Annotated in this window: 21 protein-coding genes; 12 read left to right on the top strand and 9 right to left on the bottom strand. The window is 72.6% G+C overall.

What is annotated here, in order from left to right:
- The first annotated feature begins 182 nt into the window (after positions 1–182).
- The 3 genes from EES43_RS04595 to EES43_RS04585 all read left to right on the top strand — a co-directional run bounded on the left by EES43_RS04595 (position 183) and on the right by EES43_RS04585 (position 2,829).
- Positions 183–1,517, top strand: a complete 1,335-nt coding sequence (locus tag EES43_RS04595; protein WP_124267490.1) for a M20/M25/M40 family metallo-hydrolase — start codon at positions 183–185, stop codon at positions 1,515–1,517.
- A gap of 138 nt (positions 1,518–1,655) precedes the next feature.
- On the top strand, positions 1,656–1,889 hold the full coding sequence (locus EES43_RS04590; RefSeq protein WP_124267489.1) for a chaplin: 234 nt from the start codon (positions 1,656–1,658) through the stop codon (positions 1,887–1,889).
- 139 nt (positions 1,890–2,028) lie between these two features.
- The gene (locus tag EES43_RS04585) at positions 2,029–2,829 is read left to right on the top strand and encodes a chaplin (protein ID WP_124267488.1); all 801 of its coding nucleotides are present in this window, start codon (positions 2,029–2,031) and stop codon (positions 2,827–2,829) included.
- Positions 2,830–2,890: 61 nt separating this feature from the next.
- Here EES43_RS04585 and EES43_RS04580 read toward each other — a convergent pair whose 3' ends face one another.
- Positions 2,891–3,079: a DUF5703 family protein gene (locus EES43_RS04580; protein WP_014157168.1), complete on the bottom strand. Its 189-nt coding sequence runs from the start codon at positions 3,077–3,079 to the stop codon at positions 2,891–2,893.
- 47 nt (positions 3,080–3,126) lie between these two features.
- Here EES43_RS04580 and EES43_RS04575 point away from each other — a divergent pair, with 47 nt between their 5' ends.
- Positions 3,127–3,786, top strand: a complete 660-nt coding sequence (locus tag EES43_RS04575; RefSeq protein ID WP_124267487.1) for a hypothetical protein — start codon at positions 3,127–3,129, stop codon at positions 3,784–3,786.
- A 71-nt stretch (positions 3,787–3,857) separates the two neighbouring features.
- Here EES43_RS04575 and EES43_RS04570 read toward each other — a convergent pair whose 3' ends face one another.
- Together EES43_RS04570 and EES43_RS04565 are read right to left on the bottom strand one after the other, a co-directional pair.
- Positions 3,858–6,194 (bottom strand): helix-hairpin-helix domain-containing protein, encoded by a 2,337-nt coding sequence (locus EES43_RS04570; RefSeq protein WP_124267486.1) that lies wholly within the window; start codon positions 6,192–6,194, stop codon positions 3,858–3,860.
- The gene (locus tag EES43_RS04565; RefSeq protein ID WP_124267485.1) at positions 6,191–7,174 is read right to left on the bottom strand and encodes an aldo/keto reductase; all 984 of its coding nucleotides are present in this window, start codon (positions 7,172–7,174) and stop codon (positions 6,191–6,193) included. Before EES43_RS04565 ends, EES43_RS04570 begins: the two co-directional genes overlap by 4 nt.
- 138 nt (positions 7,175–7,312) lie before the next feature.
- Here EES43_RS04565 and EES43_RS04560 point away from each other — a divergent pair, with 138 nt between their 5' ends.
- Both EES43_RS04560 and EES43_RS04555 read left to right on the top strand, forming a co-directional pair.
- Entirely contained in the window at positions 7,313–8,362 is a 1,050-nt protein-coding gene (locus EES43_RS04560) for an LLM class F420-dependent oxidoreductase (protein ID WP_124267484.1), read from the top strand.
- A 276-nt stretch (positions 8,363–8,638) separates the two neighbouring features.
- On the top strand, positions 8,639–9,427 hold the full coding sequence (locus EES43_RS04555) for a ferritin-like domain-containing protein (RefSeq protein ID WP_124267483.1): 789 nt from the start codon (positions 8,639–8,641) through the stop codon (positions 9,425–9,427).
- Positions 9,428–9,436: 9 nt separating this feature from the next.
- Here EES43_RS04555 and corA read toward each other — a convergent pair whose 3' ends face one another.
- The gene (corA, locus tag EES43_RS04550) at positions 9,437–10,432 is read right to left on the bottom strand and encodes a magnesium/cobalt transporter CorA (RefSeq protein WP_124267482.1); all 996 of its coding nucleotides are present in this window, start codon (positions 10,430–10,432) and stop codon (positions 9,437–9,439) included.
- 55 nt (positions 10,433–10,487) lie between these two features.
- Here corA and EES43_RS04545 point away from each other — a divergent pair, with 55 nt between their 5' ends.
- From EES43_RS04545 to mshC, 4 genes are all read left to right on the top strand, one after another.
- Complete coding sequence (locus tag EES43_RS04545) at positions 10,488–11,210, top strand: histidine phosphatase family protein (protein ID WP_124267481.1); 723 nt, start codon at positions 10,488–10,490, stop codon at positions 11,208–11,210.
- Positions 11,211–11,280: 70 nt separating this feature from the next.
- Positions 11,281–11,871, top strand: coding sequence for a DUF3090 domain-containing protein (locus tag EES43_RS04540; protein ID WP_124267480.1), 591 nt, complete (start codon positions 11,281–11,283; stop codon positions 11,869–11,871).
- Positions 11,835–12,665, top strand: a complete 831-nt coding sequence (locus tag EES43_RS04535; RefSeq protein ID WP_124267479.1) for an SCO1664 family protein — start codon at positions 11,835–11,837, stop codon at positions 12,663–12,665. Before EES43_RS04540 ends, EES43_RS04535 begins: the two co-directional genes overlap by 37 nt.
- A gap of 128 nt (positions 12,666–12,793) precedes the next feature.
- Complete coding sequence (gene mshC / locus EES43_RS04530) at positions 12,794–14,023, top strand: cysteine--1-D-myo-inosityl 2-amino-2-deoxy-alpha-D-glucopyranoside ligase (RefSeq protein ID WP_124267478.1); 1,230 nt, start codon at positions 12,794–12,796, stop codon at positions 14,021–14,023.
- Between the two features lie 123 nt (positions 14,024–14,146).
- Here the strand turns inward: mshC and EES43_RS04525 are convergent, their stop codons facing one another.
- The 5 genes from EES43_RS04525 to EES43_RS04505 all read right to left on the bottom strand — a co-directional run bounded on the left by EES43_RS04525 (position 14,147) and on the right by EES43_RS04505 (position 20,762).
- Positions 14,147–15,307 (bottom strand): PAC2 family protein, encoded by a 1,161-nt coding sequence (locus tag EES43_RS04525; RefSeq protein WP_124267477.1) that lies wholly within the window; start codon positions 15,305–15,307, stop codon positions 14,147–14,149.
- A gap of 269 nt (positions 15,308–15,576) precedes the next feature.
- Positions 15,577–17,187 (bottom strand): glycerol-3-phosphate dehydrogenase/oxidase, encoded by a 1,611-nt coding sequence (locus tag EES43_RS04520; RefSeq protein WP_124267476.1) that lies wholly within the window; start codon positions 17,185–17,187, stop codon positions 15,577–15,579.
- A 5-nt stretch (positions 17,188–17,192) separates the two neighbouring features.
- Positions 17,193–18,734: a glycerol kinase GlpK gene (glpK, locus tag EES43_RS04515; protein WP_124267475.1), complete on the bottom strand. Its 1,542-nt coding sequence runs from the start codon at positions 18,732–18,734 to the stop codon at positions 17,193–17,195.
- 46 nt (positions 18,735–18,780) lie between these two features.
- Entirely contained in the window at positions 18,781–19,572 is a 792-nt protein-coding gene (locus EES43_RS04510) for an MIP/aquaporin family protein (RefSeq protein WP_124267474.1), read from the bottom strand.
- Positions 19,573–19,979: 407 nt separating this feature from the next.
- Positions 19,980–20,762 carry an IclR family transcriptional regulator gene (locus EES43_RS04505; protein ID WP_124271782.1) on the bottom strand — a complete coding sequence of 261 codons (783 nt, stop codon included), beginning with the start codon at positions 20,760–20,762 and terminating at the stop codon, positions 19,980–19,982.
- 220 nt (positions 20,763–20,982) lie between these two features.
- Between EES43_RS04505 and metH the strand changes: the two genes are divergently transcribed.
- On the top strand, positions 20,983–24,495 hold the full coding sequence (gene metH / locus EES43_RS04500; protein ID WP_124267473.1) for a methionine synthase: 3,513 nt from the start codon (positions 20,983–20,985) through the stop codon (positions 24,493–24,495).
- Between the two features lie 200 nt (positions 24,496–24,695).
- Complete coding sequence (locus EES43_RS04495) at positions 24,696–25,397, top strand: HAD family hydrolase (RefSeq protein ID WP_124267472.1); 702 nt, start codon at positions 24,696–24,698, stop codon at positions 25,395–25,397.
- The last annotated feature ends 251 nt before the right edge of the window (positions 25,398–25,648 follow it).

The raw sequence follows: 25,648 nt of genomic DNA, 5'->3' as shown, positions 1-25,648 counted from the left end.
TCGCGGGCCCGGCCCGTTCCGACGTGGAAAACCATAGCAAACATTCGAGGGTGCTCGATCACGCCCCGATGGCCGGGAACGGTGGGTGACGGGGGTGTGCCGGCCGGTGTGCGGCCTTGGGCGCGGGCGGCGGGCGCGGGAGGATGAGGCCGAGCACCACAGCGACAGCGGAAGGAAGCAGCGTGAGCGAGAGCAGCACGGGCCGGACCGTCGGCGGCGGCGACGCCGAGAGGGAGGTCGTGGACCTCTGTCGCGACCTGATCCGGATCGACACCAGCAACTACGGCGACCACTCCGGCCCCGGCGAGCGGCGCGCGGCCGAGTACGTCGCGGAGAAGCTCGCGGAGGTCGGTCTGGAGCCGCGGATCTTCGAGTCCCACAAGGGGCGGGCCTCCACCGTCGCCCGGATCGAGGGCGAGGACCCCTCCCGCCCCGCCCTGCTCATCCACGGGCACACCGACGTCGTCCCGGCCAACGCCGCGGACTGGACGCACGACCCGTTCTCCGGGGAGATCGCCGACGGCTGCGTCTGGGGGCGGGGCGCGGTCGACATGAAGGACATGGACGCGATGACCCTCGCCGTCGTCCGCGAGCGCATGCGCACCGGTCGCAAGCCCCCGCGCGACATCGTGCTCGCCTTCCTCGCCGACGAGGAGGCCGGCGGCACCTACGGGGCCCGCTACCTCGTGGACCACCACCCCGAGCTCTTCGAGGGCGTCACCGAGGCGATCAGCGAGGTCGGCGGCTTCTCCTTCACCGTCAACGAGAACCTGCGCCTGTACCTGGTGGAGACGGCCCAGAAGGGCATGCACTGGATGAAGCTCACCGTGGACGGCACCGCCGGGCACGGATCGATGATCCACAAGGACAACGCCATCACCGAGCTGTCCGAGGCGGTCGGGCGGCTGGGCCGGCACAAGTTCCCGGTGCGCGTCACCAAGACGCTCCGGCACTTCCTGGACGAGCTCTCGGACGCGCTGGGCACCGAGCTGGACCCGGAGAACATGGACGAGACGCTCGCCAAGCTCGGCGGCATCGCCAAGCTCATCGGCGCCTCCCTCCAGAACACCGCCAACCCCACCCAGCTCGGCGCGGGCTACAAGGTCAACGTCATCCCCGGCCAGGCGACGGCCCACGTCGACGGCCGCTACCTGCCGGGGTACGAGGAGGAGTTCCTCGCCGACCTGGACCGGATCCTCGGCCCCAACGTCCGGCGCGAGGACGTGCACGCGGACAAGGCGCTGGAGACCACCTTCGACGGCGCGCTGGTGGACGCCATGCAGACCGCGCTGGTCGCCGAGGACCCGATCGCCCGCGCCGTGCCGTACATGCTCTCGGCCGGCACCGACGCCAAGTCCTTCGACGACCTGGGCATCCGCGGCTTCGGCTTCGCGCCGCTGAAGCTGCCGCCCGAGCTGGACTTCGCCGGGATGTTCCACGGTGTCGACGAGCGGGTGCCGGTCGACGGCCTCCAGTTCGGTGTGCGGGTGCTCGACCGGTTCATCGACCACTCCTGACGGCCGGCGCAATTCGACCGCCTGTGCGCAGATGACCGAACGAGTGAAACGCCCCGTTCACACGTAGCCCCGCCCAGCCCTCCTCGTTACAAGGGTTGCGGTCCGCGGCTGGGACCGCATTTCCAACTAGGAGGAATAATGATCAAGAAGGTCGTCGCAGTTGCGGCTGCTACCGGTGGCCTCGTTCTCGCGGGTGCGGGCATGGCCTCCGCCGACGCGGGCGCCCAGGGTGCTGCCATCGGCAGCCCCGGCGTGCTCTCCGGCAACGTCATCCAGGTCCCGGTCCACGTCCCGGTGAACCTGTGCGGCAACACCGTCTCCGTGATCGGTCTGCTGAACCCCACCTTCGGCAACACCTGCGTCAACGCGTGACGTTGAACGTCAACCCGTAAGGGTTTGAGCTCGGCCGGTCCCGGAGTGCACGCCATGCACTCCGGGACCGTTCGGCATTCGGCCCTCGCACGGTCATGTCCGGGGGTTTTTCGAAAGGCAGAAGGCAGGAAACGAACCTATGCGACAGGTCACTCGTAAAGGCCTGATCACCATGGCGGCGGCGGGCGGGGTACTGGCGCTCGGCGGCGGCTACGCCCACGCCGACGCCGGGGCGGCCGGCGCCGCGGCCGGCTCGCCGGGCTTGCTGTCCGGCAACTCGGTCCAGATCCCGATCGACGTGCCGGTCAACGTCTGCGGCAACTCCGTCAGCGTCGGCGGACTGCTCAACCCGACGAGCGGAAACAACTGCGGAAACGGATCAGCAGATGCGGCGCGGGGGTCCGCGGCGGAGCACCGCACCGCCGACAGCGGCTCCGGCAACGGCGCGCACGCCGGGAACGTGTCGGCGACGGACGGGCGCTCCGCGGCCGGAACGGGACGCCACCGCGCCACCGGCGCCACCAGCGACTCCGGCACCCCCGGCGCCTCCGCGCAAGGGATCGCTCAGGGTTCGCCCGGCATCCTCTCCGGCAACAACGTCGCCGTGCCCATCGACGTGCCCGTGAACGTCTGCGGGAACAGCGTCACCATCGGCGGCCTGCTGAACCCCGCCTTCGGCAACGACTGCGCCAACGACGCCGAGGTGACGCCCCCGCCGCCCGAGGTGCCGGTGGTGCCGCCCGTCACGCCGGAGAAGCCGGTCATCCCGCCGGTCGACCAGCCGCCCGAGCCGAACCGGCCCGAGCCCCGGACCGTGCCCGAGCAGCAGCTCGCGCAGACCGGTGCGGGCGGGCTCGACCTGCTCATCCCAGCCGGCGCCGGGATGCTGCTGGCCGGTATGGGATCGGTGCTCTACCGCCGTTCGCGCAGCGCGGCCTGACCCGAGCGCCCGCAGCAGGACGAAGACGAGCGGGCTCCGCGACCGCGGGGCCCGCTCCCCGTCACCAGGTGGCTCGAAGCTGGCGGATGATCCGCCGGCGCAGCCGCACTCTCCTGCTGCCGTCGAGGCGCAGCGTCAGGCGGTCCAGCTCCCAGTGCCCGTACTCGGCGTGGTCGGTCAGGAGTCGGGCCGCTTCCTTGCGGGACACCCCGCGCGGCACGTACACGTCGATGAATTCGTATTCCGGCATCGCATCTATTGTGCGGGCAGAGCCCCGGTACGGATAGCGTCTGCACTATGTCTGATGCTGCGCAGCCCACCGCTGCCGAGGTACGTGCCGCCGCCGAAGCGGTCAAAGCCGCGATCGACCGTCACCTCGACGCGGTCGAACGGCGTACCGGGGACGACGATCCCGCCGTCTACGAAGTCTTCAACTCACTGGCCGCTGCGGCCGAGGTCTACGACGAACTCCTCTACGACCGCTACGACGAGGTCACCCCCTTCGAGATTCCCGGCGCCGACGACTCCCTGCCGCCCTACGCCGGCCCGGCGGAGCCCAGCGCGCTCAGTGTGCTGATCCGGCGCGACTACGCCGTCGTGGAACCGCAGCGCCTGCTCGCCCAGGCCCAGCGGCTCGCCGACCTCGACGGCGGGCCGGGTATCGAGGGCTCCACCTCCGCGGTGGTCGGCGGCAGCGTCCACGCGGCGCTCGGGATGCTCTTCGGGGAGTACGAGCCGGACGAGATCGCCTCGCGGCACAAGGAATTCGGGCTGGAGGAGGGCGACTCCACCCTCTGGGTCTCGGCCGGGGACGCTCTGGCGGAGCCCGGTGAATGGCTCGGAGCGCCCTTCGAGGACGCCGACCCCGAGCGGGTGGTGTGCCGCTTCGACGTCAGCGCGGTCTTCGACGAGGAGGCCGACGAGGACGCCGACGAACGGCTGGCGGACGGCGGCTGACCAGCGGCGGGACGGCGGGACCCGGGTGCGGCGCACGCGCCCGGGTCCCGCCGTCCTTCCGGCCGCGGGGCTCAGGGCGCGGCGTCCGGCGCCACCAGCGCCTCCAGCAGCCTGCGCAGCCGGGTCGTCCGCTCCCGGGCCGGGACCTCGGCCACCGCGTGCGGAAGCGCCCGGTCCACCCCGTGCACCACGGAGAGATGCCGCTCCCCGCGGCCGAACGCCGTGTACACCCACGGTCGGCTGAGCCCCTGCGCGGCGTCGCCCGGCAGCACGACCACCGCGGCGGGCCAGCGCATCCCCGCCGCCTGATGGGCGCTGAGGGCCCAGCCGTGCCGCACCGCCGACTCCACCCGCTCCTGCGGTACGACGACGGGCCCGCCCGCGCACTCCAGGTGCAGGCCCTCGGCGTCGGCCGAGCGCACCACTCCGGGCACCGCCCGCCCCGGCGAGGGGACGTGCACGACGCGGTCGCCCGGATCGAAGCCGCCGAACCGCCCCGGCCCGGGGTTGAGCCGCTGCTTCAGCGCGTCGTTCAACGCCCTGGTACCGGCCGGACCGCCGTGTCCGACCGTGATGACCTGGGTGTCGGCGGCGGGGATGCCGAACGCCCGGGGCACCGAGTCGGCCACCAGCTGCACGGTGCGGTGGACCGCCTCGCCCGCGTCGCGCACGGGGACGATCACCACCTCCCTGCCCGGGGCCTCGACCCCGTTCAGCTCACCGACGCCGATGCCGGAGACCAGCTCGCCGATCGGCCCCGGGTCCGGGGTGCGCGAGACGGCCTGCGGGCACGCGCGGGCGGCCAGCACGTCGGCGAACACGCGACCGGCTCCGGCCGAGCCCAGCACGGCGGGGTCCCCGCTGAGCACCAGCCGGGTCCCGTCGGCCAACGCCTCGACCAGGATCGCGGCCCCCTCCACGTCCAGCTGCGGGGCGTCGAGCACGACGAGCAGATCGAGGGCGAGCGCGCCGTCCTCGTCGCGGCCGGGGCCCTCGGTCCCGGAGAGCAGCCCGGCCAGGGTGACGGCGGCGTCCGGGTCTCCCGTGGCCGCCGCCAGCCTGAGCCGGCCGTCCTCGCTGTGGGTGGCCCCCAGCGCCCGCAGCCCGAGCCCCCGTGCCGCCGCGATCAGGGCCGCCGGCTCCGCCCGCGCCGCCTCACCGCCGCTGTGCGCGACGAGTCCCGCGCCCGCCGCGGCGCGGATCAGCTCGGCGGCCGAGGGGGACGGGGCTGCGGTGGCCGCGTCGGCCAGCCCGGCGGCCTTCTCGCAGGTGGTGAGGAGGCGGGCCAGACCGTCGGCCAGGCTCTCCTCGGCCAGTGCGTAGCGGTCCAGCCCCAGCAGCACCTGGACCGGCTCCTCCGTCTCACCGGCGGCTGCCTCGGCGGAGCCCTCGGCCGAGACGTCCTCCTCGGCGGGGGCGTCCGGCCCGGCGGGACCGGTCCCCTCCTGGAAGACCAGCGCGACGCCCTCCTCGACGGCGTCCCGCACGGCCCCGTCCGGGTCGGCGACGGCCCGCTCGGCGAGGGCCGACCGGACGGCCGAGGCGTCCAGCGCCGTATCGCCGCGCAGCGCCGCGTGCTCCAGCACCCAGGCGACCAGGGCCGCAGTCCTGCGCGCGTCGTCCGGTCCGCACGCGGAGCCCAGCAGGGCGCGGGCGAAACCGTCCGCCTGCTCGGGCCGCACACCCGCCACGGCGAGCAGCTGCCAGGGGTCCGCGCGCAGCAGCTCAGCGGCACCCTCGCCCAGCGTCCCGGCGGCCGGGCGGGCCAGCGCCTCGGGCGCGCCGCCCTCCGCCAGCACCGAGCGCACCGCGTCCGCAGCCCCGGGCGAGAGGGGCGGCGCGGCGGGCGCGGCCACCGGGGCGTGGCCCCGGCTCTGCGGGGCCGGGGCGGGCCGGCGGGGCGGCGGGGGAGCGCTGGGCGAGTCGTAGAACGCCGTCCCCGCCTTCTCACCGCTCTCCACCGCCCGTACGGCCGCGAGCAGATCGGCGGCGGTGCCGCTCAGCTTCGTCCCGGCGGCGATGGGCGCGGCCTTCTCCGCCTTGCGCTTCTCGATCCGCTCGCGCAGCTCGCGCTGGGCCGCCAGCTCCGCCTGGGCCTCGGAGAGCGCCCCGCCCTCGGCTCCGCCGTCCGCCGCCCCGCTCTCGGCCGCTCCGCCGTCCGCCGACGCCTCGTCCGTCGCCGCGTCACCGGTCGCCGCGCCGTCGTCTCCACCCCGCACGGCTTCCGGCGCTTCCGGCACCTCGGGCTCCCGGTGCTCCTGCGGCTCGTCCGGAGCCTCCGGCGCCGCGGCGCGCTCGGGAAGGGCCTGGGCGGCGGGCGGGGGCACGGCGTCCTCCGGCGCGCCGCCGCCGTCGCCGTCGGCGGCCGAAGTGCCGGGGGTCGATTCCCCTCGGGGAAGCGCAGTCACAGCGTGCTCCAGTCCTGGTCGGGATAGCGGTGCACGGGCGCCGACACGTCGTCGAGCGCCTGGCAGATCTCGTAGGGAAGACTAAGCGCCTCCACTGACAAAGCCTCCGCGAGCTGACCGGCGTTGCGCGCCCCGACGATCGGGGCGACCACGCCCGGCCGGTCCCGGACCCAGGCGAGCGCCACCTGGAGCGCACCGGTCGCCAGGCCGTCCGCCGCCGTCGCCACCGCGTCGGTGATCCGGGCCGCCGCCTCGTCGAGGTAGGGCTCGACGAACGGGGCGAAGCGCTCGGAGGCGCCTCGGGAGTCCGACGGGGTGCCCTGGCGGTACTTCCCCGTCAGCACCCCGCGTCCCAGGGGTGAGGAGGGCAGCAGACCGACGCCCAGGTCCAGCGCGGCGGGCAGTACCTCGCGCTCGATGCCGCGCTGGAGCAGCGAGTACTCCATCTGCGTACTGGCCAGCCGGGTGCGTGTGCCCGGGGCGGCGAGCTGCCAGGTGGCGGCCTTGGCCAGCTGCCAACCGCAGAAGTTCGACACTCCCGCGTAGCGGACGCGTCCGGAGGAGACGGCCAGGTCCACCGCCTGAAGGGTCTCCTCCAGGGGCGTCGCCGGATCGAACGCGTGGACCTGCCACAGGTCCACGTGATCCGTGCCGAGCCGTTCCAGGGAGGCGTCCAGCGCGGCCAGCAGGTGGCCGCGCGATCCGTCGAACCGCCGGGAGGGGTCGGGCACGTTGCCCGCCTTCGTGGCGATGACCAGGTCCTGGCGCGGCACCAGGGAGTCGAGGAACCGCCCGAGCAGGTACTCGGCCTCACCGCCGCCGTACACGTCGGCGGTGTCCACCAGGGTGCCGCCCGCGTCCCAGAAGACCTTCAACTGGTCGGCGGCGTCGTGCTCGTCCGTGCCCCCGCCCCAGGTCAGGGTGCCGAGCCCGATCCGGGACACGCGAAGGCCGGTGCGGCCGAGATGCCTCTGCTCCATGGGCGCTGAGATTACTGGCCGGGGCCCCGCCCGGTGGGGGCCTGTGGACAACCGGAGCCCTGGTGGGCCTGCCGGATCGCCGCCGCCCGCGCTAGAGTCCGGAGGAAGGGACGTTACTGATCAGTAAGGGGAGCGGCTATGCGGCTCGGCATCAATCTCGGTTACTGGGGCGCGGGAATGGACGGCGACAACCTCGCCGTCGCCCAGGAGGCCGACCGGCTCGGCTACGACGTCTGCTGGGCCGCCGAGGCGTACGGATCGGACGCGCCCACCGTGCTGACCTGGGTCGCGGCGCAGACCGAGTCCATCGACATCGGCTCCGCGATCATGCAGATCCCCGCCCGGCAGCCCGCCATGACGGCGATGACGGCCGCCACCCTCGACTCGCTGTCCGGCGGCCGGTTCCGGCTCGGCCTCGGAGTCTCCGGCCCGCAGGTCTCCGAGGGCTGGTACGGCGTGAAGTTCGACAAGCCGCTGGCCCGCACCCGCGAGTACGTCGAGATCGTCCGCAAGGCGATGAGCCGCGAGCGCCTCGCGTACGAGGGGCAGCACTGGACGCTTCCGCTGCCCGACGGGCCGGGCAAGCCGATCAAGCTCACCGTCCACCCGCAGCGCGAGCACATCCCGCTCTACATCGCCGCGATCGGCCCGAAGAACCTGGAGCAGACCGGCGAGATCGCCGACGGCGCCCTGCTGATCTTCCCCTCCGCCGACCACCTGGAGGACACCGCCGTCAAGCACCTGCGCGCGGGCCGCGAGAAGGCCGGGAAGAGCATGGACGGCTTCGACGTCTGCCCGACGCTGCCGCTCGCCGTCGGCGACGACGTGAACGGTCTCGCCGACATGTTCCGCCCCTACACCGCGCTGTACGTCGGCGGCATGGGCAGCCGGAAGCAGAACTTCTACAACCAGCTCGCCCAGCGCATGGGATACGAGAAGGAGGCCGCCGAGATCCAGGACAAGTACCTGGGCGGCGACAAGGCCGGAGCCGCCGCCGCGGTGCCGCACCGGCTGATCGACCAGACGACGCTGCTCGGCCCGGTCGAGCGCATCGCCGAGCGGATGCAGGCGTACGCCGCCGCCGGAGTCACCACGCTCACCCTCGCCCCGGCCGGATTCACCCTGGAGGAGCGGATCACCGCACTGCGCGCCGGCACGGACGCCCTGGAGCGCTCCGGACTGGCATGACGGCCACCGGCGGCCGTGGTGGGGTGCCGGGAATCCTCCCGGGCCCCACCTCGCCGTCACCGGGAAGAACGCGCCGGCCGGGCGGCGCGCTCACGCCGGACCGCGCGGCCGTCCGGCTCCGCCGCCCGCCGCCGCCCTGTCGACCGCCGCCTCTTTCCACCGCTCCGGTTGCCGACTGTCCCGCAGCGCATTTGACTACTGCTCTGCGGCACCCGGCTCCGCGGCACCCGGCTCTGCGCTCATCGGTCCGCGCTCATCGGTACGGAGGTGGCACTCATGCTCTCAGCCAGAAGCCTGTTCCAGGAGATCCTGGACGACGACGAGGCATACCGGCTCTTCTGCTCCATCGCCGCCAGCGGTGAGTCCCAGGGCGGCTGGGAGAACGCCCGCATCGCCGCGCTCGTCCCGCAGAGCCTCGGCCGCCTGGCCCCCAGGATCGTCCGGCACGGCGCCGACGAGGACAAGCACGGCCGGATCTTCAACGCCCTGCTGAAGAGGCGCGGCCTGCGGCCCGTGGACGTGCCGCCGGAGACCGACTACACGATGCTCCTGGAACGCCAGGGCATCGGCCTCGCCCACACCCGGCTCCGGCGCGAGGAGCGGCTCACCGAGCGCGACATCATGACCTATCTGGCCCACAGCCGGGTCACCGAGCAGCGGGCCTCCGAGCAGATGCGGCTGCTGCGCCGCTACTTCGCCGACCACCCCGACATCGGCCGCGCGGTGAAGATGATCTCCCACGACGAGGACAACCATCTCGCCTACTGCCACGAGGAACTGCTCCGCCTGGCCCGGGCCGGGCACGGCCGGACGATCCAGCGGATCATGCGGGAGTGCGCGCTCGCCGAGATCAGCGTCTACCGCGACGTGAGCCTCGCGGTGATGGACCACATGGGCCGCCTGCTGCGCTGGCCCCGGCCCAAGGCCGCGGCGCTCGCCGCCGGAATCCACGCGATTCACACGTACGAGCGGCTCTTCGGCTGGCGGCGCATGGTCAGCCTGGAGACGCCGCGCCACCGCGACCCGCTCGGCAGCCCGGCCGTACCGGAGCCCGAGTACGCCTGAGGGCGGCCCTCAGAGCCATCCGCGCCGCTTGAACAGGCGGTACAGGCCGAAGACCGCGCAGCCCATCAGGGCGACGACGGCCGGATAGGTCCACACCCAGTGCAGCTCCGGCATGTGGTCGAAGTTCATGCCGTAGATGCCCGCGACCATCGTCGGCACCGCCGCCATGGCGGCCCACGCGGAGATCTTGCGCATGTCGTCGTTCTGGCGCACGCCCATCTGCGCCAGATGGGCCGCGAGGATGTCCGAGAGCAGCCGGTCCAGCCCCTCCACCTGCTCGTTGGCCCGGGTCAGGTGATCGGCCACGTCGCGGAAGAACGGCTGCGCCTGTTCGCGGACGAAGGGCACCCCCGCGCCCGCCAGCCGGGACATCGGCACGGTCAGCGGGCCCGCGGCCCGGCGGAACTCCAGCACCTGCCGCTTGAAGGTGTAGATCCGGGCCGCGGTGTTCTTGGAGTCGCCCGTTCCGCTCGGCGCGAAGACCTGTGTCTCCAGCTCCTCCAGGTCGGCCTGGAGCTCCCCGGCCACGTCGATGTAGTGGTCCACCACCGCGTCGCTGATCGCGTACAGCACCGCGGTCGGACCGTGCTTCAGCAGATCCGGATCCGCCTCCAGCCGGCGGCGCACGGCCGCCAGCGGCGCGCCCTCGCCGTGCCGGACCGTCACGACGAACGAGTCGCCCATGAAGACCATCAGCTCGTCGGCGCTGACCGTGTCGCTCTCCGGCTCGTACAGGATCGGCTTGATCACCGCGAACAGGGAGTCGTCGTAGACCTCCAGCTTGGGCCGCTGATGGGCCCTGAGCGCGTCCTCCACCGCGAGCGGGTGCAGCCCGAACTCGCTGCTGACGAGTTCGAACTCCTTCGCGGTCGGCTCGTGCAGCCCGATCCACAGGAACGCGTCCCCGTCGGCCCGCGCCTGGTCGAGGGCGTCGGAGAAGTCGGCGGGGCCGTCAGTGCGGCGCCCGCCCCGGTAGATGGCACAGTCCACGATCACGGCGGGCATTCTTCCCTGCCGGCGTCCGCCGTGCACCTTCGCCCTGCCCTCTACGCTGGCCGGTATGCCCACGCTGATCCTTGTGCGCCACGGACGCTCCACCGCCAACACCTCCGGAGTGCTCGCCGGCCGCACCCCCGGTGTCTCCCTCGACGAACGCGGAGCCGAGCAGGCCGCCGCGCTGCCCGCACGGCTCGCCGCCCTGCACCTCTCCGTCGCCGTCAGCAGTCCCCTGGAGCGCTGCCGCCAGACGCTCCAGCCGCTGCTGGACTCCCGCCCCGGCCTGCCCCTGCACATCGAGGACCGGGTCAGCGAGTGCGACTACGGCGACTGGTCCGGCCGCAAGCTCGCCGAACTCGCCGACGACCCGCTGATGTCCGTCGTCCAGCAGCACCCCTCGGCCGCCGCCTTCCCCGGCGGCGAGTCCATGCGGGCCATGCAGGCCCGCGCCGTCGAGGCCGTACGCGACTGGAACGTCCGCGTCGAGGCCGCGCACGGCGCCGACGCCGCCTACGTGATGTGCTCGCACGGCGACATCATCAAGGCCCTCGTCGCCGACGCCCTCGGCATGCACCTGGACCTCTTCCAGCGCCTGCACGCCGACCCCTGCTCGGTCACCGCCATCCGCTACACCCGGCTGCGCCCCTTCCTCCTGCGGCTGGGCGACACGGGCGACCTCGCCTCCCTGGCGCCGCGCGAGCAGTCCGTCGGAGCGGACGCCACGCCCTCGGAGGGGAGCGACGCCTCGGCGGACGCGACGGTCGGCGGCGGCGCGGGCGCGCCGTGATCGCTGCGGGCAGTAGGGTGGACGGGCCGTAGCGCCGCTATCCGCCATCGATTCTCAAGGGAGACAGGACGTGTCCCGTCAGGTGTTCCTCTACGACCCACCGGACCGATTCGTGGCCGGTACGGTCGGGTTGCCTGGCCGCCGTACGTTTTTCCTTCAGGCGTCCTCCAAGGGCCGCGTCACCAGCGTCGCCCTGGAGAAGACCCAGGTCGCCGCGCTGGCCGAGCGCATCGACGAACTGCTCGACGAGGTGGTACGCCGTACCGGGGGCAACTCGCCGGTGCCCGCCGTGGCTCCCACGGACGTCGCCGACACCGCGCCGCTGGACGTCCCCGTCGAGGAGGAGTTCCGGGTCGGCACCATGGCCCTGGCCTGGGACGGGGACGAGCAGCGCATGATCGTCGAGGCGCAGGCGCTCGTCGAACTCGAAGCGGAGTCCGAGGACGACCTCGCCGAGGCCGAGGAGAAGCTCCTCCAGGACGAGGAGAACGGCCCGCCGATGCTCCGCGTCCGGCTCAGCGGCCCCCAGGCCCGCGCCTTCGCCAAGCGCGCCCTGGAGGTGGTCAACGCGGGCCGCCCGCCGTGCCCGCTGTGCAGCCTGCCGCTCGATCCGGAAGGACACGTATGCCCGCGCCAGAACGGATACCGCCGCGGAGCCTGACGGAGAGCGAACTGCTCACCCTGCTCACCGAGGGCGCGCTCACCGTGCTCGGGCAGGTCGGCGGGGCGTCCAACGCGGTACTGCACTGCACCGTGGCGTACGACGGCGAGGAGAGGACCTGCGTCTACAAGCCCGTCGCCGGGGAACGGCCGCTGTGGGACTTCCCCGACGGCACGCTCGCCCGACGCGAGGTCGCCGCGTACGAGGTCTCCCGGGCGACCGGCTGGGACCTGGTGCCGCCCACCGTCCTGCGGGACGGGCCGTACGGCGAGGGCATGTGCCAGCTCTGGATCGACGCGGCCGAGGGCGAGCCGCCGCTGCTGGCGCTCGTCGAGGGCGAGGAGGCCGGCGAGGGCTGGAAGGCCGTGGGCCTCGCCGAGGTGGGGGAGGGCGGGACCGCGCTGCTGGTCCACGCGGACGACCCCCGGCTCCGGCGGCTCTCGGTCCTGGACGCGGTCATCAACAACGGCGACCGCAAGGGGGGCCACCTGCTGCCCGCACCCGGCGGACTCCTCTACGGCATCGACCACGGCGTCACCTTCAACGCCGACGACAAACTGCGCACCCTGCTGTGGGGCTGGGCCGGCGAGCCGCTGACCGGGGAGGCGCTGAGCGTGCTCACCGAGCTCTCCGCCGCACTGGCGCCCGACTCCGCCCTCGCCACCCGGATGGCGCAACTCATCACGGCGGCCGAGCTGGAGGCGCTGCGGGAGCGGGTGGCGGGTCTGCTCAAGGACGGGGAGCACCCGCGGCCGAGCGGTCAGTGGCCGCCGATTCCCTGGCCGCCCGTCTAGGGCCCGGGTGGGCGGACCCCCTGGGCCGTCCCGTACCGCTGAAGGGCCGTCGCGCGCAAGAGCGCCGGTTCGGACAGGATCCCGGATCCGGTTCGTATCCGGAAGCATCGTCCGGTTACGCTCATGACATGCATGCCTGGCCCGCTTCTGAGGTCCCCGCCCTGCCCGGCAAGGGCCGCGACCTTCGGATCCACGACACCGCGACCGGCGGACGGATCACCTGTGACCCCGGTCCCGTCGCCCGCATCTACGTCTGCGGCATCACGCCGTACGACGCGACCCACCTGGGTCATGCGGCGACCTACAACGCGTTCGACCTCGTTCAGCGCGTGTGGCTCGATACCAAGCGGCAGGTTCACTACGTCCAGAACGTGACCGACGTGGACGATCCGCTGCTGGAGCGGGCCGCGCGCGACGGCGAGGACTGGACCGAGCTCGCGGAGCGCGAGACGGCCCTCTTCCGCGAGGACATGACCGCTCTGCGGATGCTGCCCCCGCGGCACTACATCGGCGCGGTCGAGGCGATACCCGGCATCGTCCCCCTCGTGGAACGCCTGCGCGACGCCGGCGCCGCCTACGACCTGGACGGCGACGTCTACTTCTCCGTCGACACCGACCCGCACTTCGGCGAGGTCTCCGGCCTCGACGCCGAGGCGATGCGCCTGCTCTCCGCCGAACGCGGTGGCGACCCGGAGCGCCCCGGCAAGAAGAACCCCCTCGACCCGATGCTCTGGACGGCGGCCCGTCCGGGCGAGCCGAGCTGGGACGGCGCGTCGCTCGGCGCGGGCCGCCCCGGCTGGCACATCGAGTGCGTCGCCATCGCGCTCGACCACCTCGGCATGGGCTTCGACATCCAGGGCGGCGGCTCCGACCTCGCCTTCCCGCACCACGAGATGGGCGCCTCCCACGCCCAGGCCCTGACCGGCGAGCACCCGTTCGCCAAGGCTTACGTCCACGCCGGCATGGTCGGTCTCGACGGCGAGAAGATGTCCAAGTCCCGCGGCAACCTGGTCTTCGTCTCGGCACTGCGCCGCGACGGCGTCGACCCCGCGGCCATCCGGCTCGCCCTGCTCTCGCGCCACTACCGGGCCGACTGGGAGTGGACCGACCAGGTGCTGGCCGAAGCCGTCGAGCGGCTCGCCCGCTGGCGCGCCGCCGTCTCACGTCCCGACGGGCCGTCCGCCGACGCCCTGCTCGCCGAGGTCCGCGAGGCCCTCGCCGACGATCTGGACGCCCCCGCGGCGCTGGCCGCCGTGGACCGCTGGGCCGAGAGGCAGAGCGCCGAGGGCGGTACGGACGAAGGCGCGCCCGGCCTCGTCTCGCGCACCGTCGACGCGCTGCTCGGCGTCGCGCTGTGACGACGCCGGGCGGCTTCCGCCGCCCGGCGCGATCCACGGGCCGGCCCCGGACTTCTCCGTGAAGCCCGGGGCCGGCCCGTCTGTTCGCGCGATCGCCGCTGCCGCGCAAGCACGGCCGGCGGCTCAGCCCTCGTCCGGGCCGTTCCCGTCCGGGCCCTTGTCGTGCGGGCCGTCCGCGTCCGGGCCCTTCGCGTCCGAGCCCTTCGCGTCCGGGCCGTCCTCGGACGACGGGGTGTCGGATCGTCCCTCGCCCGCGTCGTCGCCCCCGCTCCTGCTCCCGCCGGAGCCCTCGCCCGGCGCGGTGGTCTCCCGCCCGCCCGGCGGGAGGGAGCCCGGCTCCGGGCGCTGCGGCTTGGGCGGACGGTTCCGGCCGCCGGAGGGGTCCCGCAGGTAGGAGGCGTCGCCGCTCTCCGTGGCATGGCCGCCCGGCCCCTGTCCGGGTCCGCCGTCCCGCCGCCGCAGATACCGCTCGAACTCCCGGGCGATGGCCTCGCCGGACGCCTCGGGCAGTTCCGCGGTGTCCCGCGCCTCCTCCAGCGTCTGGACGTACTCCGCGACCTCGCTGTCCTCGGCCGCCAGTTGGTCCACCCCGACCTGCCAGGCCCGCGCGTCCTCGGGCAGCTCGCCCAGCGGGATGCGCAGCCCGATCAGGTCCTCCAGCCGGTTGAGCAGGGCCAGCGTCGCCTTGGGGTTCGGCGGCTGCGACACGTAGTGCGGCACCGCCGCCCACAGGCTCACCGCGGGCACCCCGGCGTGCGTGCACGCCTCCTGGAGGATGCCGACGATCCCCGTCGGGCCCTCGTACCGGGTCTCCTCCAGATCCATCGTCCGGGCCAGATCCGCGTCGGAGGTGACACCGCTGACCGGGACCGGGCGCGTGTGCGGGGTGTCGCCGAGCAACGCGCCCAGGATGACGACCATCTCCACGCCCAGCTCGTGCGCGAAGCCGAGGATCTCGTTGCAGAACGAACGCCACCGCATCGACGGCTCGATGCCCCGCACCAGGACCAGGTCCCGGGGCTTCTCACCGCCGACGCGCACCACGGAGAGGCGGGTGGTCGGCCAGGTGATCTTCCGCACCCCGCCGTCCAGCCACACCGTGGGCCGGTTGACCTGGAAGTCGTAGTAGTCCTCGGCGTCGAGCGCCGCGAACACCTCGCCCTTCCACTCCCGGTCCAGATGGCCGACCGCCGTCGAGGCGGCGTCACCGGCGTCGTTCCAGCCTTCGAACGCGGCCACCATGACCGGGTCGACCAGCTCGGGCACTCCCTCGAGCTCGATCACCCAGGCCTCCTTCCGACGTCTCCATACGTACGGAGCAACCTTACGGCTTCACGGCACTCCCGCCGCAGCCCCGTGGCACGGCCGGGTGAACCTTGCCACCGGACGTGCATCACCGCCCCGAACGGGGAATCAGTGAGCGCCCGACGGTTCAGCTCCGGTCCGTTCGCGATCGCGTCCTCGATCGTGCGGGACGGCGGGTCGCAGCCGGCCCGGCCCGCCGGACGCGGCGTCAGTCCTTCCGCGCCCGCGCCTCGTACAGCTCCTTCGGATCAGTCCCGCTCGGCCAGCATCTTCTCGACCCTGCCGCGCACGTCGTCCGTGGCCAGCCCACGGATCGTCAGGGTCGTACGGCGGCGCAGGACGTCGTCCGCCGTCTCGGCCCACTCGTGGTCCCGGGCGTAGGCGACCTGGGCCCAGATCTCCGGGGCGTCGGGGTGGACGCGCTCGGCCAGCGCCGGGTCCTCGTTCGCCAGCCGCGCTATGTCGAAGGCGAGCGAGCCGTAGTGCGTGGCCAGGTGCCGGGCGGTCTCCGGCGCCATGCGCGGACCGGGCGTGCCGCCGTCGACCAGCAGCCGGTGCGCGACCGCGTTCGGGTTGGCGATCCCGGGCAGCGGCAGCTTCCTCGGCAGCCGGGCCATCGGCTCCATGTCCTCGGCCAGCGGCTGGCCGGGCAGGGCCGCCAGCTTGTTCATGACGGTGCGGCCGATGTGGCGGAACGTCGTCCACTTGCCGCCCGCGACGGACAGCATGCCGCCGCGGCCCTCCGTCACGACCGTCTCGCGCTTGGCCTTGGACGTGTCGCCGGGGCCTCCGGGCAGCACCCGCAGGCCCGCGAAGGAGTAGGTGATCAGGTCGCGGGACAGCTGCTGGTCCCTGACCGAGAACGCCGCCTCGTCCAGGATCTGCGCGGTGTCCGCCTCGGTCACCGCGACATCGCCCGGATCGCCCTCGTACTCCTCGTCCGTGGTGCCGAGCAGCAGCATGTCCTCCCACGGCAGCGCGAACGTGATCCGGTACTTGTCGATCGGGGTGGCCAGCGCCGCCCGCCACGGCCGGGTCCGCCTCAGCACCAGGTGCGCGCCCTTGGAGAGGCGGATGGAGGGCGCCGCGTTCGGGTCCTCCATCTTCCGCAGGTGGTCGACCCAGGGTCCGGTGGCGTTCAGGACGAGCCGGGCGTCGACGCCGAACTCCGTGCCGTCCAGCCGGTCCTCCAGGTCCGCGCCGGTCACCCGGCCGCGGGTGAACCGGAGTCCGGAGACCGCCGCGTGGTTGAGGACCACCGCCCCCGCCTCGACGGCCGCGCGGACCGTCATCAGCGCCATCCGGGCGTCGTTCATCTGGTCGTCGCCGTACACCGCGACGGCCTTCAGGTTCTCCGTACGCAGCTCCGGGACGTCGCGCTGCGCCCGCGTCGGGCTGATCACATGGCCGACGCCGTCGCCGAACGCGGACAGCGCGGAGTAGGCGAAGACGCCCGCGCCGAGCTTGGCCGCGCCGTGCGGGCCGCCCTTGTAGACCGGCAGGTAGAAGGTGAGCGGGTTGGCCAGGTGCGGCGCGACCTCGCGGGAGACCGCCCGCCGCTCGAAGTGGTTCTCGGCGACGAGCCTGACCGCACCGGTCTGGAGGTAGCGCAGACCGCCGTGGAGCAGCTTGGACGAGGCGGAGGAGGTGGCGCCGGCGAAGTCGCCGGCGTCCACCAGGGCCACCCGCAGCCCGGACTGCGCGGCATGCCAGGCGGTGGAGATGCCCAGGATGCCGCCGCCGATGACCAGGAGGTCGTACGTGGCCCGGGACAGCTGGTCCCGGGTCTCGGCGCGGCTCGGCAGGGAGCCGGAGACCGGGTGCGTGCCCAGGGTGGGCACGCTGCGCAGGGTGGTCATATCGCTTACTCCTCGTTCTCGATCCAGCCCATGGTCCGTTCCACGGCCTTGAGCCAGCTCTTGTACTCGCGGGCGCGGGTGTCCGCGTCCATGCGGGGGGTCCACTCGGCGGCCCGGCGCCAGTTGGCGCGCAGCGCGTCGGTGTCCGGCCAGAAGCCGACGGCGAGGCCGGCGGCGTAAGCCGCGCCGAGGCAGGTGGTCTCGGCGACCATGGGCCGCACCACGGGGGCGTCCAGGAAGTCGGCGAGCGTCTGCATCAGCAGGTTGTTGGAGGTCATGCCGCCGTCGACCTTGAGCGCGGTCAGCTCGACGCCGGAGTCCTTCGTCATGGCGTCGCTGATCTCCCGCGTCTGCCAGGCGGTGGCCTCCAGCACGGCACGGGCGATGTGCGCCTTGGTGACGTAGCGGGTGAGGCCGGTGATCACACCGCGGGCGTCGGGCCGCCAGTAGGGCGCGAACAGGCCGGAGAAGGCGGGCACGAAGTACGCGCCGCCGTTGTCCTCGACCGTGGAGGCCAGCGTCTCGATCTCGGCGGCGGACTTGATCAGGCCCATCTGGTCGCGCATCCACTGCACCAGCGAACCGGTGACCGCGATGGAGCCCTCCAGCGCGTACACCGGGGGCTCGTCGCCGATCCGGTAACCCACGGTGGTCAGCAGGCCGTTGTACGAGTTCACCGGGGTCCCGCCGGTGTTCATCAGCATGAAGGTGCCGGTGCCGTACGTGGACTTGGCCTCGCCCTCGGCGAAACAGGTCTGGCCGAACAGGGCCGCCTGCTGGTCGCCGAGCGCGGAGGCCACCGGGACGCCGTCCAGGACGCCGCCCTTGGCGTGGCCGTACACCTCGGCCGAGGAGCGGATCTCCGGGAGGACCGCGGCCGGGATGCCGATGGAGGAGAGGATCTTCTCGTCCCACGTCATCGTGTGCAGGTTCATCAGGAGGGTGCGCGAGGCGTTGGTGACGTCGGTGACGTGGACGCCGCCGTCGGCGCCGCCGGTCAGGTTCCAGATGACCCAGGAGTCCATGGTGCCGAAGAGGATGTCGCCGGCCTCGGCGCGCTCGCGCAGCCCTTCGACGTTGTCGAGGAGCCAGCGGACCTTGGGCCCGGCGAAGTACGAGGCGAGCGGCAGCCCGGTCTCGCGGCGGAACCGGTCCTGGCCCACGTTGCGGCCGAGTTCCCGGCAGAGCGCGTCGGTGCGGGTGTCCTGCCAGACGAGGGCGTTGTGGACCGGCTCGCCGGTCCTGCGGTCCCACAGCAGTGTGGTCTCGCGCTGGTTGGTGATGCCGATGGCCTTGACGTCGGCGGAGGTGATGCCCGCCTTGACGATGGCCCCGGCGACGACCTCCTGGACGTTCTCCCAGATCTCGCTCGCGTCGTGCTCGACCCAGCCGGGCTTCGGGAAGATCTGCTCGTGCTCCTTCTGGTCGACGGAGACGATCCGGCCGTCCTTGTCGAAGACGATGCAGCGGCTGGAGGTGGTGCCCTGGTCGATGGCCGCGATGAACGGGCCGGTGCCGTGGCTGCCGGTGGTGTGTGCGTCGGTCACGGTGTGCTCCCGGAGTCTGTGAGGAGGTGGAGGGTACGGCTGCGAGCTAGGCGAAGGCGAGGTTGTAGAGCCCGCCGGCGAGGGCCCCGCCGACGAGCGGGCCCACGATGGGTACCCACGCGTAGCCCCAGTCCGAACCACCCTTGTTAGGCAGCGGCAGCAGGGAGTGCACGATGCGGGGGCCGAGGTCGCGGACCGGGTTGACCGCGTATCCGGTGGGGCCGCCGAGCGAGAGGCCGATGCCGACGACCACCAGGGCCGTGATCAGCGCGCCGAGCGTGCCGAGGCCGTCGCCGTCGGCGTTGAGGCCCTGGGTGAGGATCGCGAGGACGAGCACGGTGGTGGCGATGATCTCGGTGACGACGTTCTGCGGGGCGTTGCGGATCTCCGGACCGGTGGAGAAGATCCCGAGCACGGGGCCGGCCTTCGGCGCGGCGGCCTGGTCGACCATGCCCTCCTCCGTGGGCCGGGCCCCGATGATCTCCGGGTCCGTCAGATGGGCCCGGAACTGCCCGTAGTAGACCGCCCACGCCAGGACGGCGCCGATCATCGCGCCGAGCAGCTGGGAGCCGAGGTAGAGGGGGACGTCGCCCCAGGCCGTACCGCCCTGGATGGCGAGGCCGAGCGTGACCGCCGGGTTGAGGTGGGCCCCCGAGACGCCGCCGGCCAGATAGGCGCCGGTCAGCACGGCGAAGCCCCACCCGAAGGTGATGGCGAGCCAGCCCGCGTTCCGGGCCTTCGAATGCTTCAGCGTGACGGCGGCACAGACGCCGGCGCCGAGCAGGATGAGGACGGCGGTACCTATGGTCTCGCCGATGAAGATGTCGGAGCTGGACACCCGTGACTCCTTTGTCCTTCGTCCAGGTGAGAGCGAACCGCCGGATCACTCCGGTGGTTCACGCCCCAGGTGGGTATCCACGAAGCGTGGGCCGCCCACCTGTGAGGGCTTGACCGGCCCGTGGCACTGTCACACCCTAACGTGTATTGCCGTTAGTCGTTCGACAATGCCGACCGTTGAACGGCAATGTTTCCCTTGAGTGAAGGAAGCGTCAAGGGTTGAGTGGCACCGATCCGGTGCGGAACGAGACCGTCATCCACGGTATGCCCGGTTGTGCCCGGGTATGTGCGCCAGGTCCATCGGTCCGGGCGGGTGGGTGTCCAGGCCGTCCGGGCGACCGTACGGGGAGCGCCGCCGAGAGGGCCGCGCGGCGGGCGGCCCGGCGGGCGGCCCGGCCGCCCGCGCCGTCAGAAGCGGCCGGCCCCCAGGTCCCGCGAGACCGCGCGGGCGCAGTCCCGTACCGCCGCGATCAGCTCGGGCCGCAGCACGCCGCCCGGACTGACCCGCTCCACCGCGCCGGTCACCGCCACCGCGCCCACCGGCATCCGCCGCCGATCGTGGACGGGGGCGGCCACGGCCGCCACGCCCTCCCAGGTCTCCTCGGTGTCGGCGGCCCAGCCCCGCGCCCGCACCAGGTCGAGCACCGCCTCGAACTCGTCGGCCGCCGTGACCGTGCGAGCGGTGAACGGGCGGCGCTCCGCCTCCATGGCCTCGCTGTGGGCCACCGGGTCGCAGGCGGCGAGCACCTTGCCGAGCGCCGTGGAGTGCAGCGGCTGCATCGCCCCCACCTCCAGCACCTGGCGGCTGTCGTCGGGCCGGAAGACGTGGTGCACGATCAGCACGCCGTGCTGGTGCAGCACGCCCAGGTGCACGCTCTCGCCGCTGGAGCGCGCCAGGTCGTCCGTCCAGACCAGGGCGCGGGCCCGCAGCTCGTGGACGTCCAGGTAGCTGTTGCCCAGCCGCAGCAGCTCCGCGCCGAGCTGGTACCGCCCCGACGCCGCGTCCTGCTCGACGAAGCCCTCCAGCTGGAGGGTGCGCAGGATCCCGTGGGCGGTGCCCTTGGCCAGCCCCAGCGAGGAGGCGATGTCGGAGAGCCCCAGCCGGCGCTCGCCGCCCGCCAGCAGGCGCAGCATCGCCGCCGCCCGCTCCAGCGACTGGATGTTCTTGGCCATCGCGCCGTACTCCTCCACTCGTTCGACAATGCTGAACACTATCGGTCGATGCCGACCTCCGCCCGCTTCCGGAGGAAAGTCGCCGCCGGCCGGTCGGCGGCCCCGTGCCACCGACAGCATGCAGTCCGCCCCATGGACGCTCCGACCACGTGGCGGACCATCCGGCTACGCTGGCCGGGTGCGCCTTCCTGGAGGAGGACGCAAAGCCGACAGCCGTCGCATCCCTGGGAGATCATCCATGGCCTCGTTGCCGACATCCGCCGCTGACAGCCGGACCCGAGCAGACGCCCTGCGCGACGCACTCGCCACCAGGGTGGTGGTGGCCGACGGCGCCATGGGCACCATGCTCCAGGCGCAGGACCCCACCCTTGAGGACTTCGAGAACCTCGAAGGCTGCAACGAGATCCTGAACATCACCCGCCCCGACATCGTGCGCCGCGTCCACGAGGAGTACTTCGCGGTCGGCGTGGACTGCGTCGAGACGAACACCTTCGGCGCCAACCTCGCCGCCCTCGGCGAGTACGACATCCCCGAGCGGGTGTACGAGCTCTCCGAATCCGGGGCCCGGATCGCCCGCGAGGTCGCCGACGAGTTCACCGCCTCGACCGGGCAGCAGCGCTGGGTGCTCGGCTCCATGGGGCCCGGCACCAAGCTGCCGACCCTGGGACACGCCCCGTACACGAAGCTCCGCGACGCCTACCAGCGGAACGCCGAGGGCATGATCGCCGGCGGCGCCGACGCCCTGCTGGTGGAGACGACCCAGGACCTGCTCCAGACCAAGGCCTCGGTCATCGGGGCCCGGCGCGCCCTGGAGGCCACCGGCACCAGCCTCCCGCTGATCTGCTCGGTGACCGTGGAGACGACCGGGACGATGCTCCTGGGCTCGGAGATCGGCGCGGCGCTGACGGCCCTGGAACCGCTGGGCATCGACATGATCGGCCTCAACTGCGCCACCGGCCCCGCCGAGATGAGCGAGCACCTGCGCTACCTCGCCCGGCATTCCCGCATCCCGCTCTCCTGCATGCCCAACGCCGGTCTGCCCGTCCTCGGCAAGGACGGCGCGCACTACCCGCTCGGACCCGGCGAACTGGCGGACGCCCAGGAGACCTTCGTCCACGAGTACGGGCTCTCGCTCGTCGGCGGCTGCTGCGGCACGACCCCCGAGCACCTGCGCCAGGTCGTCGAGCGCGTCCGCGGCCTGACCCCCGCCGAACGGCGGCCGCGCCCCGAACCGGGCGCCGCCTCGCTCTACCAGAGCGTCCCGTTCCGCCAGGACACCTCGTACATGGCGATCGGCGAGCGGACCAACGCCAACGGCTCCAAGAAGTTCCGCGAGGCGATGCTGGAGGCCCGCTGGGACGACTGCGTCGAGATGGCCCGCGACCAGATCCGCGAGGGCGCGCACATGCTCGACCTCTGCGTCGACTACGTCGGCCGTGACGGCGTCGCCGACATGGCGGAGCTGGCCGGACGCTTCGCCACCGCCTCCACCCTGCCGATCGTGCTGGACTCCACCGAACTGCCCGTGCTGCGCGCCGGCCTGGAGAAGCTCGGCGGGCGCGCCGTGCTGAACTCGGTCAACTACGAGGACGGCGACGGCCCCGAGTCCCGCTTCGCCAAGGTCAGCGCGCTGGCCTCCGAGCACGGCGCCGCCCTGATCGCCCTGACCATCGACGAGGAGGGCCAGGCCCGTACCGTCGAGCACAAGGTCGCCATCGCCGAGCGGCTCATCGAGGACCTCACCGGCAACTGGGGCATCCACGAGTCCGACATCCTCATCGACACCCTGACCTTCACCATCTGCACCGGTCAGGAGGAGTCCCGCGGCGACGGAATCGCCACCATCGGCGCCATCCGCGAACTCAAGAAGCGCCACCCCGACGTCCAGACCACCCTGGGCCTGTCCAACATCTCCTTCGGCCTCAACCCGGCCGCCCGCGTCGTGCTGAACTCCGTCTTCCTCGACGAGTGCGTCAAGGCCGGCCTGGACTCCGCCATCGTGCACGCCTCCAAGATCCTGCCGATCGCCCGGCTGGAGGAGGAGCAGGTCAAGACCGCCCTGGACCTGATCTACGACCGCCGCAGCGAGGGCTACGACCCCCTCCAGAAGCTCATGGAGCTGTTCGAGGGCGTCAACATGAAGTCGATGAAGGCGGGGAAGGCCGAGGAACTCCTCGCCCTCCCTCTCGACGAACGGCTCCAGCGCCGCATCATCGACGGCGAGAAGAACGGCCTGGAGGCCGACCTCGACGAGGCCCTTCAGGACACGCCCGCCCTCGACATCGTCAACAACACGCTGCTCGCGGGCATGAAGGTGGTCGGCGAGCTGTTCGGCTCCGGCCAGATGCAGCTGCCGTTCGTCCTCCAGTCCGCCGAGGTCATGAAGACCGCGGTGGCCCATCTGGAGCCGCACATGGAGAAGACCGACGACGACGGCAAGGGCACCATCGTCCTCGCCACCGTCCGCGGCGACGTCCACGACATCGGCAAGAACCTCGTCGACATCATCCTGTCCAACAACGGCTACAACGTCGTCAACCTCGGCATCAAGCAGCCGGTCTCCGCGATCCTGGAGGCCGCCGAGGAGCACCGCGCCGATGTGATCGGCATGTCCGGCCTGCTGGTCAAGTCCACCGTGATCATGAAGGAGAACCTTCAGGAGCTCAACCAGCGCAACATGGCCGCCGACTACCCGGTGATCCTCGGCGGCGCCGCCCTGACCCGCGCCTACGTGGAACAGGACCTCCACGAGATCTACGAGGGCGAGGTGCGCTACGCCCGCGACGCCTTCGAGGGGCTGCGGCTGATGGACGCGCTGATCGCGGTCAAGCGCGGCGTCCCGGGAGCGGCGCTGCCGGAGCTGAAGCAGCGGCGGGTGCCCAAGCGCGACGCCCCGGTGACCGAGGCGGACGAGCCCGAGGCGGGCGTCCGCTCCGACGTCCGGATCGACAACCCGGTGCCCGAGCCGCCGTTCTGGGGCACCCGGGTCGTCAAGGGCATCCAGCTCAAGGAGTACGCCTCCTGGCTCGACGAAGGCGCCCTCTTCAAGGGCCAGTGGGGCCTGAAGCAGGCCCGTACCGGCGACGGGCCGACGTACGAGGAGCTGGTGGAGACCGAGGGCCGGCCGCATCTGCGCGGCTGGCTGGACAAGCTCCACACCGAGAACCTGCTGGAGGCGGCCGTCGTCTACGGCTACTTCCCGTGCGTCTCCAAGGGCGACGACCTGATCCTGCTCCACGAGGACGGCTCCGAGCGCACCCGCTTCACCTTCCCCCGCCAGCGCCGGGGCCGCCGCCTGTGCCTCGCGGACTTCTTCCGCCCCGAGGAGTCCGGCGAGCGGGACGTGATCGGCCTCCAGGTCGTCACCGTCGGCTCGAAGATCGGCGAGGCCACCGCCGAGCTGTTCGCAGCCGACTCCTACCGGGACTACCTGGAGCTGCACGGCCTGTCCGTCCAGCTGGCCGAGGCGCTGGCCGAGTACTGGCACGCGCGGGTCCGCGGCGAGCTGGGCTTCGGCGGGGAGGACCCGGCGGACGTCGAGGACATGTTCGCGCTGAAGTACCGCGGTGCGCGCTTCTCCCTCGGCTACGGCGCCTGCCCGGACCTGGAGGACCGGGCCAAGATCGCCGACCTCCTCCAGCCCGAGCGGATCGGCGTCCACCTCTCCGAGGAGTTCCAGCTCCACCCGGAGCAGTCCACCGACGCGATCGTCATCCACCACCCCGAGGCGAAGTACTTCAACGCCCGGTAGGGACCGCCGGGCACCCTCCCGGACAGGCCCCCGGGACGTCCGCCGGGACCCGCGCGCCACCGGTTCCTCGCCGCGCGGTTCCGCGCCGTTCGCGCGCGCCGGCCGGACACGTCGTACACTGGTCGGTCCAGTGCAGGCCGGTCGCTCTCCCCATGCGGGAATGGCGGCCGGCCTTCTCGTCCCTACGGAAGGTGTGCCGGATGACCAGTACGGTCCCCGCGTCCTTGACCCGCACGGCCGAAGGCGCCGCACTGCAGGCGGTCCTTCTCGACATGGACGGAACCCTCGTGGATACGGAGGGCTTCTGGTGGGACGTCGAGAGGGAGGTCTTCGCCGCACTGGGCCACCCTCTGCAGGAGTCCTGGCGGGACGTGGTCGTCGGCGGTCCGATGGCCCGCAGCGCCGGATACCTCATCGAGGCCACCGGCGCCGACATCCGGCTGGACGAGCTGACCGTGCTGCTCAACGACGGCTTCGAGAAGCGCATCACCCGCGGCGTGCCCCTGATGCCCGGCGCCGGACGGCTCCTCGCCGAACTGGCCGCCTGCGAGGTGCCCGCCGCCCTCGTCTCCGCCTCGCACCGCCGGATCATCGACCGGGTGCTGGACTCGGTGGGCCACCACCACTTCGCGCTCACGGTCGCCGGAGACGAGGTGACCCGGACCAAGCCCGACCCGGAGCCCTACCTCACCGCCGCGGCGGGCTTCGGCGCCGACCCGTGGCGCTGCGCCGTCATCGAGGACACCGCGACCGGCGTCGCCGCCGCCGAGGCCGCCGGCTGCCGGGTCGTCGCCGTCCCCTCGGTCGCGCCGATCGCCCCCGCCACCGGACGCGTCGTCGTCTCCTCCCTGGAAGAGGTCGACCTGGCGTTCCTGCGCGGGCTCATCACCGGAACGGGCTGACCGGCCGCTCTGGGCGCGCGCTTGTGAATGAAGGGCGAAGACCTCTCCCCGTTCCGTACGTTTCCGTGCTGTCCTGTGAACGTACGGCGAAGCATCGCGCATAAGCGAAGAGTGATTGCGGGTGAGCTTTCTCACCCGGGGCTTCCAGGCGTCCCGCTGAGATCGGTGGAGCTGTCCTATATCGCTGTCATATGCCGTAGCTCCCGGTAGTCGGGGGAATGCGCAGGCCGCACGCGGCGGTCGGCCCGGTC

The sequence above is a fragment of the Streptomyces sp. ADI96-02 genome, assembly GCF_003846185.1.
Lineage (GTDB): Bacteria > Actinomycetota > Actinomycetes > Streptomycetales > Streptomycetaceae > Streptomyces.
The sequence above is the reverse complement of the archived record's forward strand: the minus strand, read 5'-3'. Positions and strand labels throughout refer to the sequence as shown.